Below are 15251 nucleotides of genomic sequence, written 5' to 3' on the forward strand. Positions count from 1 at the left end.
CGGTGAGCGGACGTCACTTTTCAGGCGATGGTGAAGAATTCCAGCAGTTCCGGGGCGAGAGACTCAGGGGCCACGTTGTGGGTCTGGCCCTCGAGGATTCTGTGGACCGTACGGGGTACGGTCTCGGCGACCGCTCTTCCCGCCTCGGCCATCCACCGAGGGCTGTCCCCACCCGTCAGTACGAGCACCGGTTGCGCGATCGAGGCCAGAACCTCGGCGGGCAGGGCGTTCCCCGGCCCCAGGACGGCGGCCTCGTACGCCAAGGTGTGGGCGATCTCCTCCAGCCGCGGCCAGGAGGGCTGGACACGCATCGCGGCCACCGCCTCGACGGGGACCTCGGCGGCCACGACCATGAACAGCTCGATCGCCTCCGCGCGCCGACCCCGCTTGACCAGGTCTTCCAGCTGAGACGCGAAGTCGTACGGCAGGCTCGGCGCGCTGTCGTCGACGTGGTACGGCGGCTCCCACACGGCGAGTTTCGCGATGGCCAGCTTCGGAGCGGCGGCCAGCGCCAGAGCGGCACCCGAGGAGCCGCCGAACACCATGGCCGGCCCGCCCGCCGTCTCGATGAGGGCGGCCAGGTCCTCGATCTCACGCTCGACGGCATAGGGCTGGGTGTCGCCGCTTTCGCCACGTCCGCGACGGTCGTAGTTGAACACGGTGAACCACGACCCCAGCGCCTCGGCCACACCGCGCAGAGTGGGGTGAGTCCGATCGGTGAACGCGCCGTGGACCAGGATGACGGCCGGTCCGGTCCCGGACCGGCCGAAGACGATCGGCGTGCCGTCGGCCGAGGTGACCTTGCCGGTCACGGGATGGCTCATGGCAGGGCCCCTCAGCCCTCAGGGGTCGCCAGGCACAGAGCAGCCCAGTGGTGACCGTCGAGGTCGGCGAAGCCCCGCTGGTAGCGGCCCGCGACGTTCAGCGGCTCACCGACGGCGGTCGCACCCGCCGCCAGCGCCTTGTCGACCATCTCGTCGACCTGCGCGGGGTTGTCGAGGCCCAGAACCATGATCACCTGTGTGCTCTTGGTCGGGTCGGCGACCTCCGTCCTGGCGTAGGAGGCGAACGTCGGCTCCGTCAGGAGCATGACCTGGGTCTGCTCACTGATCACCACGGACGCCATGTCATCGGTCGCCCCGAAGAAGGGGAAGCCGAGCTCGCCGAAGAACGTCTTCGACCGGTCCAGGTCCTTGACCGGCAGATTGACGAACAGAGTGGTGGACATCGCTGGGTCCTTTCCTCAGCACCGCGTCTTGCGAACAACTTCAGTCTGCTGATCAGGAGCCCGCGCCGCTTGCACCCTGGCGCCGTCCGATTGACTTTCCGTGCCAGGGCTTTCAGCCACCCTGTGTGAGGCACGTGCGGCGATACTCGGCGGGCGGCAGCCCGTACGTGTGCCGGAACAAGCGGCTGAAGTGGGCCGAGTCAGGCAGCCCCCATCTGGCCGCGATCACGCTCACCGAGGTGTCCCGGAGGGCGGTGTCGGCCAGGTCCTTGCGGCACCGCTCAAGCCGCCGATGCCTGATCCAGGCGGCCACCGTGGTGTCCCGCGTCTCGAACAGCCGGTGCAGCTGCCGCACGGACACATGGTGCGCGGCCGCGATGGTGGCGGGGTCGAGGTCGGGCTCGCCCAGGTGCTGTTCGATGAAGGTGTGGACGCGTAGCAGCAGCGTTCGTGATCGCGACTCCACCGGCAGCGTGTCGTTCTGGTCGGCGCGTTCGGCGACGGCCGTGGTGACCAAATCCGTCACCACGGTGGACAGCCGCGCCGCGCTGGCCGGCTGATAGGTCTCCAGTTCAAGCGCCACCCTGCGCAGCAGCGGTGCGGCGAGGGCACCCGTTCCGCCGTCCGTGGTGATCGGAACGGCCGTGAGCCTCGCGATGGAATCGACGGGCAGCGCCAGCATGTCCCGGGAGAAACTGAACACCGCCAGATGCACCGCCGAGTCATAGGCCAGCTCGTACGGCCGCGCGAAGTCGTAGATCGCGAACTCGCCCCGCTGGAGCTGCGCCTCCCGGCCGTCCTGCGCCAGAAGCGGCCGGCCCGACATGGCCAGCACCACCCGATAGAGCTCGGGGCTGTCGCGGCGGATCATGCCAGGCGTCCGGTGAACGCTGTGCGGCGTCGAGGTCTGGACGACGCCGACACCCACCGGACCGAGCTGACCCGCGTCGATCGCGCCGCGCAGCGGCACGTCCGGATCCATCCGCATGTCGAGGGGGCCGAGCGTGTCACAGACGATGCTCCGCCACTCCTCGTATCTGCGCGCGGCCGGCACGTCACGGGTACGAATCAGGACAGCCATCCCCACCGCCCTCTCCGTCGGCCAAACCCCGCCAATGCTAATGATGCCTTTCGGCGGCGGACAAAGCTGACTGGTGCGCACATCGGGCGACCGGAAAGCGGTTACCGCCACTTCGCTGCGGGTTTGCGATGAAAAGAGGTGTATCAGAAGTCTCCGCGCGTGCTCTGGGAAGTCGAGGGGCGACGGAGGGGAGAGGGGATGTTCGTCGGGAGAGCATTCGTGGGGAGAGCTTTCGCGGGAAGAGCTTTCGTGGGGAGAGCTTTCGTGGGGAGAGCAACGGAGCTCGCCCTGGTGCGCGGGGAATTGCGTGCCGCGAGCAAGGGCGCCGTGCGGCGGATGGTCATAGAGGGGCCCGAGGGTATCGGGAAGACGGCGCTGCTCCGCCAGGTACTCGGTGGAGAGGCGAACGTGCGGGTGCTGGCGGCGAGCGGGGACGAGGCAGAGCGGCACCTGCGGTACGGGATCGTCCGCCAGCTCGCCGACCAGCCGTGGTCCGTCCTGGACGGCACCGGGCCGGCGAGCACAGGAGCCGGTGGGTCCGGACCGGGCGGGACCGGCCTGGCGAGCACAGGATCGACAGAGACCGGACCAAGGGGGGCCGGATCGAGGGGGATCGGGCTGGGGAAGGCCGGACTGCGGGAGAGCGGATTACGGGAGGCCGGACTGCGGGAGAGCGGATTACGGGAGGCCGGACTGCGGGGGATCGGGCTACCGGGGACCGGGCTGAGGAGCGCCAGGCTGAGGCGGAGCGGCTTGGCGGGTGCGGCGACCAGGAGTGGGGCGACCAGGAGTGCGGCGACCAGGAGTGCGGCGGCGCGGGACCTGTGGTCCGTGGGGGAGGCGCTGTACGAGCTGGTCGGGCGTCTGCAGGCCGACGGGCCCGTAGTCGTGCTCGTGGACGACGCCCAGTGGGCCGACAGGGCGTCACTGCGGGCGCTCGGCTACCTGCTGCGCCGCCTGCGCACCGGCCGCGTCCTCGTGGTCGTCAGCTGTCGCGGCACCGCCGCCGCATGGCTGCCGGACGGATTGCGGCGGCTGCTGACCGGGGAGGGCGGGCTCCGTCTCGTCCTCGACGGCCTGTCCGCCGCCGACCTGGCCGGGCTGACCCCGGACCCGCTGACCGAGCGCACCGCCCGGCGGCTGCGTGAGCACACCTCGGGCAACCCGCTGTACGCCCGCGAGCTGCTCGCCACCGTCGCGCCGACGACGCTGGCCGACCCGGGCGCCCGGCTGCCCGCTCCCGACGCCTACGCCCGGCCGTTCACCCGCCGCCTGCGCGCGTGCGGTGCCGAGACGCGCGCGCTCGTCGCCGCCTGCGCCGTGCTCGGCGAGCCTCATCCCCTGCACGTGGTCGCCTCCGTGGCCGGGATCGTCGGCGACCCGCTGGCCGCGCTCGAGGAGGCGGTCGACGCCGGGCTGCTCGACGAGCGCCCAGGACGCTTCGTCGCCTTCCCCGACCCGCTCGCCGGGGCCACCGTCTACGGCTCGCTCGGCGCGGGCACCCGCGCACGTCTGCACCTGGCCGCCGCCCGGCTCGTCGAGCACACCGGTACGGCCCTGCGCCACCGCGCCGCCGCGGCCGGTGGACCGGACGAGCAACTTGCCGAGGAGCTGGCCAGGTACGCCGCCAAGGAGGCCCAGCACGGCCTCTGGCTCGACGCCGCCACCCATCTGGAGCTGGCCGCCGGGCTCTGCGAGTCCGCGGCCCGGCGCGACGAGCTGCGTACCGCGGCGCTGAGGCACCTGCTGCTGGGCGGCGACGCCGTCCGCGCCGCCGAGCTGGCCGCCGTGCCCAACGCCGATCCGCGGCCCGTGCGCCGCTACATCCTGGGCCGGCTCGCACTGGCCGCCGGCCGGCTCGACGAGGCCGCCGACCTGCTCGCCGCCGCGTGGCGGAACCGCTCACCCCGCTTGGCCGCCGACACGGCCGAGCAGCTGGCCTGGCTGCACCTGGTCAGGGGGAATCGCGCCGCCGCGGCGACCTGGGCCCGCCTGGCGGCCGAACAGCCGATCCAGAGCACGACCGGCCGGCCGTACGACGTGCTGGCTCTCAGTACGACGGGTCGGCCGTTCGACGCGCTGGCTCCGGGCATGAGCGGCCGACCGTATGACGTGCCAGCTGAGAGCACGAGCCATCGGCCGCACGGCGTCCTGGCCCCGAGCACGGCCGGCCAGTTCGACGTACCGGCCCTGGGCGCGGCCGGCCAGCCATTCGACGTACCGGTGTCGAGCACGGGTGCCCTCGGTGGCGGACCTGCGGCAGAGGGCATCCCGGCGGCCGTCGGGTTCCTGCGGGAGGGCGAGGCGGGCGCGGCGGTCAGCGTGCTGGTCAGGGCCGTCGCGGCGCGGGATGAGGTGGGGCTGCCGCACCACCGCCTGGTCGGCGGCGCGTTGCTGGCCGTGGCCGAGCACTGTGAGGGGCGCTGGGCGGACGCGGTGACCAGGGCGGAGCGGGCGCTGGCCGAGGCGGAGGGGCTCGGCCAGCGCTGGCTGCTGCCCACCCTGCACGTCGTCTGCGTCGCCCCGCTGGCCGCGCTCGGGGAGCACGAACGGGCCCTCGCCCACGCAACCGCCGCCAGGGCCATCGCGCGCTGCCAGCGCAACGTGATGGGCGAGAGCCAGGCGGACCTGGCGCTGGGCCTGCTCGGCGCCGGCGCCGGCGCCGACGCCGGTGCGGGAGCCGGAGCCACGCCGGCGGGCGCCGACGACCCGTTCGTCCCCGACCATCGGCCGCAGCTGATCGAGACCCTGGTCGCGGAGGGACGCTTGGACGAGGCCGAGGCCGAGCTCGCCACCCTGCCCGGCGACGGCGCGCGGGCGCGGGCGCGGCGGGCTCGGCTCTCCGGGCTGCTCTTGGCGGCCAGGAACGTTCCAACAGAGGCCGAGGAGAGCTTCACCGCCGCCCTGAGCTTGCTGGAGGGCACCGGCTGCCCGCTGGAGGAGGCCCGCGTCCTGCTGGACCTGGGCCGGTTATTGCGGCGTACCGGAAGGCGCAGGGCGGCCGCCGCCCGCCTGCGAGCCGCCGAGGCCGTCTTCACCCGGCTGGGAGCCCGCCCACTCGTGGCCGGCTGCGCCCAGGAGCTGGAGGCGTGCGGCCTGGAACAGCAGGGCACCGTACGGCTGGGACTGACGCCTCAGGAGTACAGCACGGCCAGGCTCGTCTCCGACGGCCTGACCAACCGGCAGATCGCCCGGGAACTGCTGATCAGCGTCAAGACCGTCGAATATCACCTGGGCAAGATCTACACCAAGCTCGGCATCGGCTCCCGGGTCGCGCTCGCCGCCAAGCTGGCCACCCTGGAGGAGAGCGCCTGATGCCCCGGGCTGAGGGGATCACGACGCCGGAGGGAATCACGACGCCGGAGGGAATCACGACGCTTGACGGGATCACGACGCCAGAGGATCACGACGCCTGGGGAGGCCACGACGCCTGAGGGGATCGCGACGCCAGAGGATCGCGACGCCAGAGGAGGCCAAGACGCCGCGCCGGAGGAGGGGACCGGCGCGGCGTCGTACATCCGGTGATATGCGTTTATATGCGCGTCCATGAGGTGACGATCGGCGCGCCTCCGTCGGGCGTGACGCGAAGGCGGAGCGGGCCGCGGACCAGACCGTCGGCGGTGAAGCGGCCCAGCTCGTCGGAGCGTACGAGAAGCACCTCGTCGGGCCGCTGGAGGCCGATCTCCGCGGGCCCCTCCGGCGACAGCCGCCCCACCAGGCGGGCCGCGGAGACCTCCAGCTCCACCGCCACCCCGCCCGCCTCGAACGTGAGCAGCCGCGACTGCCCCGCGCCCCTGACGACCCTGGCCGAGGGCTCCTCGTCCCAGGAGTCGAAGGTGAGCGCGGCCAGCTCGGCGTCGAGCGTCCGCAGCGTGAACGCCTGCATGGCGTCCTCCAGCAACGCGGGAGGCACGGGGTCGAGCAGCTCGGCGATCTCCCGAAGCTCGCCCTCCAGCTCGCCTTCCGGATCGCCTTCCAGGTCGGCTTCCAGGTCGGCTTCCAGCTGGTCTTCCAGGTCGAAGCTCTCATCGTTCATTCAGCTCACCTGCGTATTCCGGTCACTCCGCGCTCCGCCACCAGCGTGCGGAGCCGCTGGAGGCAGCGGGCCCTGATCGGGCCGATGCTGCCCACCGCGATGCCCAATCCTGACGCGATCTCCTGATAGGTGGGGCGCGGAGAGGCGATCAGCAGCCGCAGCAGGCGGCGGCAGCGATCCGGCATCTCCTCGAAGGCGGCCCACACCACCAGCGCGCGCTCGGCCTCGGCGACGGCCTCCTCCGCCTCCAGCATCAAATGCTCGGGGGAGCGCTCGTCGATGTCCGCCCCCAGCAGCCCCATGTCGCTGATCGGCGTGGCCCGCCCGCTCGCGCGGATCACCCGCAGCGCCTCGTGCCGGGCCGTACTGGCCAGCCAGGCACCCACCTTGTCCGGGTCCCTGAGCCTGGTCAGGTTCTCCGCCAGCCGGAACCACGTCGTCTGGCAGACGTCCTGCGCGTCGGACGCGTTGACGAGATAGGCGCGCGCCACCGCCCACACCAGGCCGTTGTGGCGCTGGTAGAGCTCCTTCCAGGCACCGGAGTCCCCTTCCGCGGCTGCTCTGACGAGGGCTGCGGTCTCGTCCACGGCGGTCCTTCCCTGTCCTGGAACATCCTGGAGCATGATATTTCGTGAGACGCTCCAGAACAGGGAGTGGTTGAGTCATCGCAGAAAACCACTGAGATCGGGTATCGCCAGCTGTCCCGCGATGAGCTGCCCGGCCGCCTGCCGCGACGTCACCCCGGCCTCCGACATGCGCGCCGCGATGAGCCCGGCGATGAACGGCGTGGCGAACGACGTGCCGCTCCATTGCGCGATCCCGCTGAACTTGACCACGTCCCCCTCCGACAGCGGCGCGACGCAGGTGCAGCCCGGATACAGCGGGACGACCGGGTGGAAGCGGCAGGTGGTGTTGTGCGGGTAGTCGTACTCGTAGTCGCCCGAGGTGTAGGCGTTGATCAGGCGCTCGCCCGGCGCGTACACCGTCACCCAGTCGCCGTGATTGCTGAAGCACGCCCGGCCGAGCCCGTCCTCGCGCAGCGCGCCCACCGAAAGGATCACGTCGCCGGTGGCGTTCACCGCCTCCGCGGCGAACGCGGCCGGCCAGAACGGCACGGTGTCGCCGTCATTGCCGGCCGCGGCCACCAGCAGTGTCTCGGGGTGCGTGGCCAGCTCGTCGATGAAGTCGGTCAGGCCGAGCAGCGCCTGGGCGTCGTTCGTCCTGGTGCCCGCCGACAGTGACAGCACGTCGGGCCAGCCGTGGGTGTCGAGCGTCTGCAGCAGGAGCAGGCCCAGCTGGTCTTCCTCGACCGCGCCGCCGTACGGGAAGCCGTTGAGGACGCGTACGTCCGTACTGGGCGCCACGCAGCGCAGCACGCCCGCGATGAAGGTGCCATGGCCGACGTACGGCTTGATGAAACCGTCGGTGTCCACCTCTTCGGCCAGGGTGGTGACGTCGCCGTCGACCATCGGGATGTTCGGCTGGCCGGAACTCTGCGCCAACCACTGGTGGTCGAGATAGTCGTGCACCAGCCCGGTGTCGATCACCGTGACGTGCGCGTTCTCACCCCTGTCGCGGCCCGCGATCGGCGGCTTGAGCGGCTCGCCGCTGGGCACCGGCTCGTCGCCCGGGCACAGGTTGACGCCCGAGACCGTGACGAAGTGGACCAGGGTGCCGGGGATCTTGGCCTGCCTGAGTACGGCGAGGACGCGGAAGACGTCCCGCGTTCCGATGGACAGCCGGCGTACCGTCACCCGCCGCGCGTCCTGGTCCGGCGGCCAGACCACGCGGACCGGCTCCGCCGACGGGAGACTCGCCTGAATGCCCTGGATGGCACGTTCCACGTCAGGCGCGCGTACCAGGACATGCTCGGCGAGATAGGCGAACTCCGGCAGAACATCGGAGTCCGGGGTCGCGCCCTGCGGCCCGGCCACCGCCACCCTGCCCGCCGGCAGCGAGTCGTTGAGGATCTCGAGCTGTTCCCAGAAACGCATGTCGCGTCCGTTGCGTGGTGTGCTCATCTTTCGGGACCTCCTCGATGGGTGACTGCGGGCCTGCCATGTATGAGTGGCGCACCCCCTTCCTGATACACGTGCCGCGTGGACGCTCGGATGACCCGCATCTACCATCGACTCCGTGTCTGGGGAAACGGCGAGGGATTCCCGGATTCCGGATGATCCGCACGATGTGCTGGCCATGGTGTTCGCGCGTCCGCGACAGGCCATGACGGCCGCCACCGCCATGCTCGCCGACGGCCGCGGGCCGTACGAGAGCTCGATAGCGCGTCAGGCGATCGGCATCCTGCGCCGCGAGTTCGGCGACCTCGACGCGGCGATCCGCGAGCTGCGGCAGGCGGTACGGCTGGCACGGCGCTCCGGCTCGGCCGACCGCGAGGCCGACGTACTGGCCACGCTCGGCATCGCGCTCCTCCAGCACGGCCGCACCAGGCCCGGCCTGTCCGCACTCGACACGGCCGCCGCCCTCTCCCACGGCACCACCCGGGCGCGGGTACTGTTCCGGCGGGCCGGCGCCCGCTGGATCCTCGGCCGGCACGGTGAGGCGCTCGACGACCTCGAGATCGCCGCCCCGGCGCTGCTCGGCGCGGGCGACACCGTCTGGGCGGCCCGCGCGCTCACCCTGCGCGGGCACGTCCGGCTCGCGCGCGGCTCGGTAGCCCTGGCGGAGGAGGACTTCCGGGTCGCGCAGCGGATGTTCGCGACCACCAGCCAGGAACACGACTCGGTCGTCGCCGTCCAGAACCGCGGCGTCGTCGCCTTCCGCGCGGGTGACCTGCCGCTCGCGCTGGACCTCCTCGACGAGGCCGACCGGGGCTTCCGGGCGCTCGGCACGCCCATGTTCGACCTGGCCGCCGACCGGTGCGCGGTGCTGCTGGCCGCCGGGCTCGCGCGCGACGCCCTGGCGCAGGCCGACGCGGCGCTGCGGCACCTGGCCCGGCTGCGCGGGCAGGCGACCATGCGGGCCGAACTGCTGCTCCTGGCCGCCAGGGCGGCGCTGCTGTCCGGCGATCCGGGTACGGCCCGCGCGCGGGCGGGGGAGGCGCGCACCCTGTTCGCCGGGCAGCGGCGCGCCTGGTGGGCCGCGCACGCCCGGCTCATCCTGGTCCAGGCGGCCCTCGCGGAAGACACGGCCTTGGCCGGGGCCGAGACGCCTTCCGGCCCTGCGGCCGGGGGCGCGGTGCCTTCGGGGCCTGTAGTCGAGCGGGCGGTGTCTTCTGGTCCTGCGGTGGGTGGTGCGGTGCCCGCCAGGCCGCTGGCGGAGGCCAGGCGGGTGGCGGAGAGGAGACGGTTGGCGGAGGCGCGGCGGCTGGCCGTCAAGCTGGCGGAGCTCGGGTCGCCGGAGGTGTGGCAGGCGCACCTGCTCGCGGGCCGTACGGCGCTGGCGCTCGGCAGACGGCGGGCGGCCGATCAGCACCTGACGCAGGCGGCGCGGGCCCGCCACCGCGGCTCCGCGACGGCCAGGGCGGGCGGCTGGCTGGCCGAGGCGCTGCGCGCGGAGGCGGCCGACCGGCCCCGGCGGCTGCTGCACGCCTGCCGGGCCGGGCTGGCGCTGATCGAGGAGCACCGCCTCGCGTTCGGTTCGCCGGAGCTGCGGGCCCTGGCGACCGCCCACGGCGCCGAGCTGGTCACGCTCGCCCAGCGGCACTGGCTGCGCGCGGGGCGGCCCCGGCGGTTGCTCGACTGGACCGAACGATGGCGGGCGACCTCGCTGGCCGTGCCACCCGTACGGCCGCCCGACGACCACTGGCTGCTCGCCCAGCTCGCCGCGCTGCGCGAGACCGACCACCTGCTCGGCCGGGCACGGTCCGAGGGCGACTCGTCGGCGGCCACCCTGGAACGCGACCGGGACCGGCTGGAGGCGCGGGTACGCGCCGCGACCCTGCGCGTGCGCGGCGCCGACGGCCGGGCTGACGGCCGGGCTGACGGCCGCGCTGACGGCCGCGCTGACGGCCGCGCTGACGGCCGTGACGACGGTTGCGCTGACGGCCGTGACGATGGCCCGGCCCCAGGCGGCGGGCGGCTCCTGATGGCGGTCGGCGGTGGAGAGCTGCTGGCGGCGATCGGTGGCGGCCGGTTGGTCGAGCTGGTGATCGTAGACGGTGTGTTGCACGCGCTGCTGTGCGGCGACGGGCGGGTACGCCGGTTCACGGTGGGATCGGCCGCGACGGCCGTCACGGAGATCGAGTTCGCCCGCTCGAGACTGCGACGGCTCGCCTACCAGAGCCGCACCAACCCACGCGAACTCGCCCGCCTCGGCGACCGCCTGGAACGCGCCCTCCTGGGCCCGGTAGCGGCCCGCCTGAGCGACGGACGCTCCGGCGGCGAACTGTCAGCCCTCGGGCGGTCGGATGGTCGGTCATCGGTCCTGGGGTGGCCGGATGGCGAACGGTCAGTCCTGGGGCGGTCTGATACTGAACGGTCAGTCCTTGGGCGGTCAGGCGGCAGACGGTCAGTCTTGGGACGGCCAGATGGCCAGTCGTCAGATCATGCGCGGTTGTCAGGCCATGGGCGGCCCGGTGGTGGATCGGCCTCTGCCGGGCCGCGAGCCTGTGAGCCGCTGGTCGTGGTGCCGCCGGCGACGTTGCACGGGGCGCCGTGGGGGTTGCTGCCCGCGTTGCGGCGTCGGGCCTTCAGCGTGGCGCCGTCGGCGGCGGCCTGGTTGCGCGCCAGGTCGGTCGTCCCGCCCGCTGACGGGGGCGTGGTGCTCGTACGCGGCCCCGGCGTGGCGAACGCCGACGGCGAGGTGCGCTCCATCGCCGAGCTGTACGCCGAAGCCGCTGACCCAGCCACCGGACCGGCCGCCGGGTCTGCCACTGTGTCCGCCGTCGGCTCCTCCACCGGGTCCGCCGGGCCGGTCACTGTGCTGGCCGATGGTTCGGCGACGGCTCATGGGGTGCTGGGGGCCATCGATGGGTGTCATCTCGCGCATCTGGCGGCGCACGGGACGTTCCGGGCCGACAGCCCCTCCTTCTCCTCGCTGCTGCTGGACGACGGCCCCCTCACCGTGTCCGACCTCGAACGGCTTCGCCGCGCCCCCTACCGGCTCGTGCTGTCGAGCTGCGACTCCGGGCAGGTGGCCGCGGTGGGGGCCGACGAGGTGCTCGGGCCGGCCACCGCGCTGCTCCACCTCGGTACGGCCGGCATCGTCGCGAGTGTCGTCCCGGTGAACGACGCGGCGGCCGTGCCCGTCATGGTGGCTCTGCACGACGGTCTACGGCGCGGGCTCGGCCTGGCGGAGGCGCTCAGCGAGGCCCGCGGCGACGACGTCTCGTTCATCGCGATCGGGGCGGGTTGAGGCCCGGACTGAGGGACGGGTCGAGGGGGACCGAGGAGCGGGCCCACAAGTGGCGGAAAGGATGGCTGACAGAGCGGCCCGAACGGTGGATGCTGAACACGGTGGATGACATGGGGGTGACAGTGCGCGGTGACTGTGGGGGGTGATGCGGCCGTGTCCCTGCCTTGATCAAATGTGGGTGATCATGTGAAAATTCGCCAGTAGCGGCAGAAATGCCGGTTTGGGGGGTCGTCGCCCATGATCCGCATGCCGATCGAGCGGCTCTAGGATGCCGGACGACGAGTTGAACGAAGCGTACGAGCTGGGCATGGCGTGCGCGCTCGCCGCGGAGTGCGGCCGGGATCTACGTCGTTGCGCCCAGATGTACGGTGGGCTGTTCCCACGGGCGGCCTTCGACGCCGACTTCTACACCGCGCTGGCGCTGACCGGCGCCTTCAGCGCCCCCTGGGCCACGTCCGAAGCGCTCAAGATCGTCAACCGGACGTCGCTCTGGGTGTCAGCCGTCGACCGCCTGGTGGACCACACGACGACGACGCGGTCCCAGGTGGAGGCCCTGATTCGCGACTGTCTGGCCGTGGCCGACGGCGCGGCGCCACGGGCCGCGGTCACCCGCTTCCTGGCCGACCTGCGCGACGAGCTGGCGACGGTCAAGGACTTCGAGGACCTGCACCCGCTCTGGCGCGACCAGCTGGCCGGCATGTTCGACGCGATGGCCAGGGCGTGGGTGTGGCGCGACACCCGGGCCGTCCCCACCTTCGCCCGCTACCTGGACAACGCCGACAGCCGGGGGTCCTGCTTCGTGGACCTGTCGCACTGGATCTACGCCGGCGACGAGTGGGCCAGGCGTCATCTGGAGGAACTGCGGGCCGTCAGCGCGCACGTGCAGCGCTATCTGCACCTGCTGGGCGACCTCGCCTCCTATCGCAAGGACGTCAGCTGGGGCGGCCTGAACGTGCTGATGCTCGGCGTCAGCCGTACCGAGGTCACGGACGCGATGGGGGAGCTGGCGCGCGAGGCGCTGGAATTGCTCAAGCCGGTACGCGAACGCAGTCCGCGCACGGCCGCCTACCTGCGGCGACAGATCGGATTCAACGCCGGTTTGTACAGTATTTCCGGCTAGGCCCTCTGAAGCCGTTACGGTCCCGCAACCTCCCATGACAGGGGCCTTTACCCTTGGGTGAACGGGGTGCGAATAACTGGTCTAGACACGACAAACCGTGACATATTGATTCCTGAGGATGATTGTGGCTTGAGTGGAATATGTGGCGTTGCTAGGGTGTCTCGATGCCAGGCACGTGGCTCGACCTTTTCTCTGCGCCTTGACAGGTTCCACTGACCACGGCTCCTCAGGGCGGATTTGTGCATGCGCGGCACGGCCGCGGAGGGATGTACAGGCGGTGCTGGATGGACTTCGGTCGCTCTGATCGATGGCGGTTGCCGACCGCGATCAAGATTCTGATCGCGGGCGGGTTCGGCGTGGGCAAGACCACCATGGTGGGCGCGGTCTCCGAGACCCGTCCCCTGCGTACGGAAGAAGCGCTCACGCATATCGGCGTGGACATCGACGACCTGTCGGGCGTCGAGGCCAAGCCGACCACCACCGTGGCGATGGACTTCGGCCGGATCACGATCCGCGACGACTACATGCTGTACCTGTTCGGCACGCCCGGCCAGGAACGCTTCTGGTTCGTCTGGGACGAACTGGCGATGGGCGCGCTCGGGGCGGTGGTGCTGGCCGACACGCGCCGGCTGGCCGACTCCTTCCCGGCCATCGACTACTTCGAGCGGCGCGGGCAGCCGTTCGTGGTGGCGCTCAACTGCTTCGACGGCGCGCGACCCTTTACGGTCGGCGAGGTGCGGTCGGCGCTCGGCCTCGAACCGGAGATCCCCATCGTGCTCTGCGACGCCCGCAGGAAGGACTCCGGCCGGGAAGTGCTCATCACGCTGGTCGAGCACGCCATGCGCCAGGGAGCCACCCCGGTCGGGACCATGTCGTGACCATCACCGGCTACCTTTGACCGATGGAGGAGATCGACCGCCAGATCGTCACGCTGCTCGCCAGGGACGGCCGGATGAGCTTCACCGATCTGGCCAGGGAGACCGGGCTCTCGGTCTCGGCGGTGCACCAGCGGGTGCGCCGGCTGGAGAAGCGCGGAGTCGTGCGCGGCTATGCCGCGATCATCGACTATGACGCGATCGGGCTGCCGATGACCGCGTTCGTGTCCATCAAGCCGATCGACCCCGCCGCCCCCGACGACGCGCCCGAGCGGCTGGCCCACCTGGCCGAGATCGAGGCGTGCCACAGCGTGGCGGGCGACGAGAGCTACATCCTCAAGGTGCGCGTCGCCACGCCGCTGGCGCTGGAGGAGCTGTTGCAGCACATCCGCGCGTCGGCGAACGTCTCCACGCGCACCACCGTCGTGCTGAGCACCCCCTACGAGCACCGGCCGCCCGAAGTGGCGGGCGACGGCGCCGATGGGCCGACGCCCGCTCCCTCTGCCTGACGACGGGCCGGCGCCGACTCCAGCTCCCCCTGCCTGACGACGGCCCCGCCCCGGATGTGCTCGCCCTGTCCGGCGACGGGCCACCGCCGTAGCGTGGCGAGATCTGTTCGGCATTACCGAACTGCGCTACGGTGTGGGGCGTGGGAGAGACCATCCAGTCCGTCGAACGGGCCGCCGGCATTCTGAGGCTGCTCGCCTCCGGCCCGCGCGAGCTGGGCGTGGCCGAGCTGGCCCGCGCGATGGGCCTGCCCAAAGGCACTCTGCACGGCATCCTGCGCACGCTCGTCCATGTCGGCTTCGTCGAGCAGGACGAAGCAACGGGCCGTTACCGGCTCGGCGGCACGCTGCTGCACCTGGGCAGCAGCTACCTCGACGTCAACGTGCTGCGCACCCGCTCGCTCAACTGGGCCGACGCGCTGGCCGGGCGCAGCAGGGAGAGCGTGTGGATCGGCACCGCGCACGAGGGCGGCGTCCTGGTGGTCCACCATGTGTTCAGGCCCGACGACAGCATGCAGGTCCTGCAGGTCGGCACGCTGCTGCCCGCGCACGCGACCGCGCTGGGCAAGGTCCTCCTGGCGTACGACCCGTACGGCGACGCGGACGCGGCATTCCACGCGCCGTCGGCCCCAGAACCGGAGGCATCGCCCGCTACGGCGTCCACCACAGCGCCGCCCGGCACAACGCTTGGCACGTCGTCAGCCACAGCGCCCGGCGCGGCGGCAGGCGGCGAGCCCGTCGTCGAGGGGTTGGCCGCCTTCACGCCCAGGACCCTCACCCGCGCCGACGACCTGGCCAAGGAGCTGGAGCTGGTGCGCGGCCGTGGATGGGCCTGCGACGTGGAGGAGCTGGTCGAGGGCGAGGTCTCCATAGCCGCTCCCATCCGGGACGCGCGCGGCGTCACCGTCGGTGCCATCGGCGTCAGAGGCGCGGTCGAGCGGCTGGCCGAAGGCGGCGAGCCGAGCATCACGATCGTCTCCTACGTCCGCGACGCCGCCCGCGCCATCACCCGCGACCTGAGCCGGTGACGTGTTGACACGCCCGCCCAGACCGCAGCTAGGATTTGGCAACCGTTCGGTAATGCCGAACACG

Annotated in this window: 12 protein-coding genes; 6 read left to right on the plus strand and 6 right to left on the minus strand. The window is 72.0% G+C overall.

The features are described 5' to 3' along the window. Positions 1 to 20 precede the first annotated feature (20 nt). The 3 genes from AB0J16_RS19075 to AB0J16_RS19085 all read right to left on the minus strand — a co-directional run bounded on the left by AB0J16_RS19075 (position 21) and on the right by AB0J16_RS19085 (position 2309). Entirely contained in the window at positions 21 to 824 is an 804-nt protein-coding gene (locus AB0J16_RS19075; RefSeq protein ID WP_358540793.1) for an alpha/beta hydrolase, read from the minus strand. An 11-nt stretch (positions 825 to 835) separates the two neighbouring features. Continuing rightward, positions 836 to 1228 (minus strand): VOC family protein, encoded by a 393-nt coding sequence (locus AB0J16_RS19080; protein WP_358540795.1) that lies wholly within the window; start codon positions 1226 to 1228, stop codon positions 836 to 838. Positions 1229 to 1340: 112 nt separating this feature from the next. Beyond that, on the minus strand, positions 1341 to 2309 hold the full coding sequence (locus tag AB0J16_RS19085; protein WP_358540797.1) for a helix-turn-helix domain-containing protein: 969 nt from the start codon (positions 2307 to 2309) through the stop codon (positions 1341 to 1343). A 264-nt stretch (positions 2310 to 2573) separates the two neighbouring features. On the opposite strand from AB0J16_RS19085, the gene AB0J16_RS19090 reads away from it, so the two are divergent. Next, the gene (locus tag AB0J16_RS19090) at positions 2574 to 5624 is read left to right on the plus strand and encodes an AAA family ATPase (RefSeq protein WP_358540799.1); all 3051 of its coding nucleotides are present in this window, start codon (positions 2574 to 2576) and stop codon (positions 5622 to 5624) included. A gap of 217 nt (positions 5625 to 5841) precedes the next feature. On the opposite strand, the gene AB0J16_RS19095 is transcribed toward AB0J16_RS19090, so the two are convergent. The 3 genes from AB0J16_RS19095 to AB0J16_RS19105 form a co-directional block, all read right to left on the minus strand. Beyond that, positions 5842 to 6345 (minus strand): hypothetical protein, encoded by a 504-nt coding sequence (locus tag AB0J16_RS19095; protein WP_358540801.1) that lies wholly within the window; start codon positions 6343 to 6345, stop codon positions 5842 to 5844. A gap of 5 nt (positions 6346 to 6350) precedes the next feature. Further along, positions 6351 to 6932 carry a sigma-70 family RNA polymerase sigma factor gene (locus AB0J16_RS19100; RefSeq protein ID WP_358540804.1) on the minus strand — a complete coding sequence of 194 codons (582 nt, stop codon included), beginning with the start codon at positions 6930 to 6932 and terminating at the stop codon, positions 6351 to 6353. A gap of 75 nt (positions 6933 to 7007) precedes the next feature. Then, positions 7008 to 8366, minus strand: a complete 1359-nt coding sequence (locus tag AB0J16_RS19105) for a S8/S53 family peptidase (RefSeq protein ID WP_358540806.1) — start codon at positions 8364 to 8366, stop codon at positions 7008 to 7010. A 115-nt stretch (positions 8367 to 8481) separates the two neighbouring features. On the opposite strand from AB0J16_RS19105, the gene AB0J16_RS19110 reads away from it, so the two are divergent. The 5 genes from AB0J16_RS19110 (at position 8482) to AB0J16_RS19130 (ending at position 15187) form a co-directional block, all read left to right on the plus strand. Further along, complete coding sequence (locus AB0J16_RS19110; RefSeq protein ID WP_358540808.1) at positions 8482 to 11658, plus strand: CHAT domain-containing tetratricopeptide repeat protein; 3177 nt, start codon at positions 8482 to 8484, stop codon at positions 11656 to 11658. A 283-nt stretch (positions 11659 to 11941) separates the two neighbouring features. Then, positions 11942 to 12778, plus strand: a complete 837-nt coding sequence (locus tag AB0J16_RS19115) for a terpene synthase family protein (RefSeq protein ID WP_358540810.1) — start codon at positions 11942 to 11944, stop codon at positions 12776 to 12778. 284 nt (positions 12779 to 13062) lie between these two features. After that, the gene (locus AB0J16_RS19120; RefSeq protein ID WP_358540813.1) at positions 13063 to 13656 is read left to right on the plus strand and encodes an ATP/GTP-binding protein; all 594 of its coding nucleotides are present in this window, start codon (positions 13063 to 13065) and stop codon (positions 13654 to 13656) included. Between the two features lie 23 nt (positions 13657 to 13679). Further along, the gene (locus AB0J16_RS19125; protein ID WP_358540815.1) at positions 13680 to 14162 is read left to right on the plus strand and encodes an Lrp/AsnC family transcriptional regulator; all 483 of its coding nucleotides are present in this window, start codon (positions 13680 to 13682) and stop codon (positions 14160 to 14162) included. 140 nt (positions 14163 to 14302) lie between these two features. After that, positions 14303 to 15187, plus strand: a complete 885-nt coding sequence (locus tag AB0J16_RS19130) for an IclR family transcriptional regulator (protein ID WP_358540817.1) — start codon at positions 14303 to 14305, stop codon at positions 15185 to 15187. Positions 15188 to 15251 lie beyond the last annotated feature (64 nt).

The sequence above is a fragment of the Nonomuraea sp. NPDC049750 genome, from assembly GCF_040659625.1.
Classification (GTDB): domain Bacteria; phylum Actinomycetota; class Actinomycetes; order Streptosporangiales; family Streptosporangiaceae; genus Nonomuraea.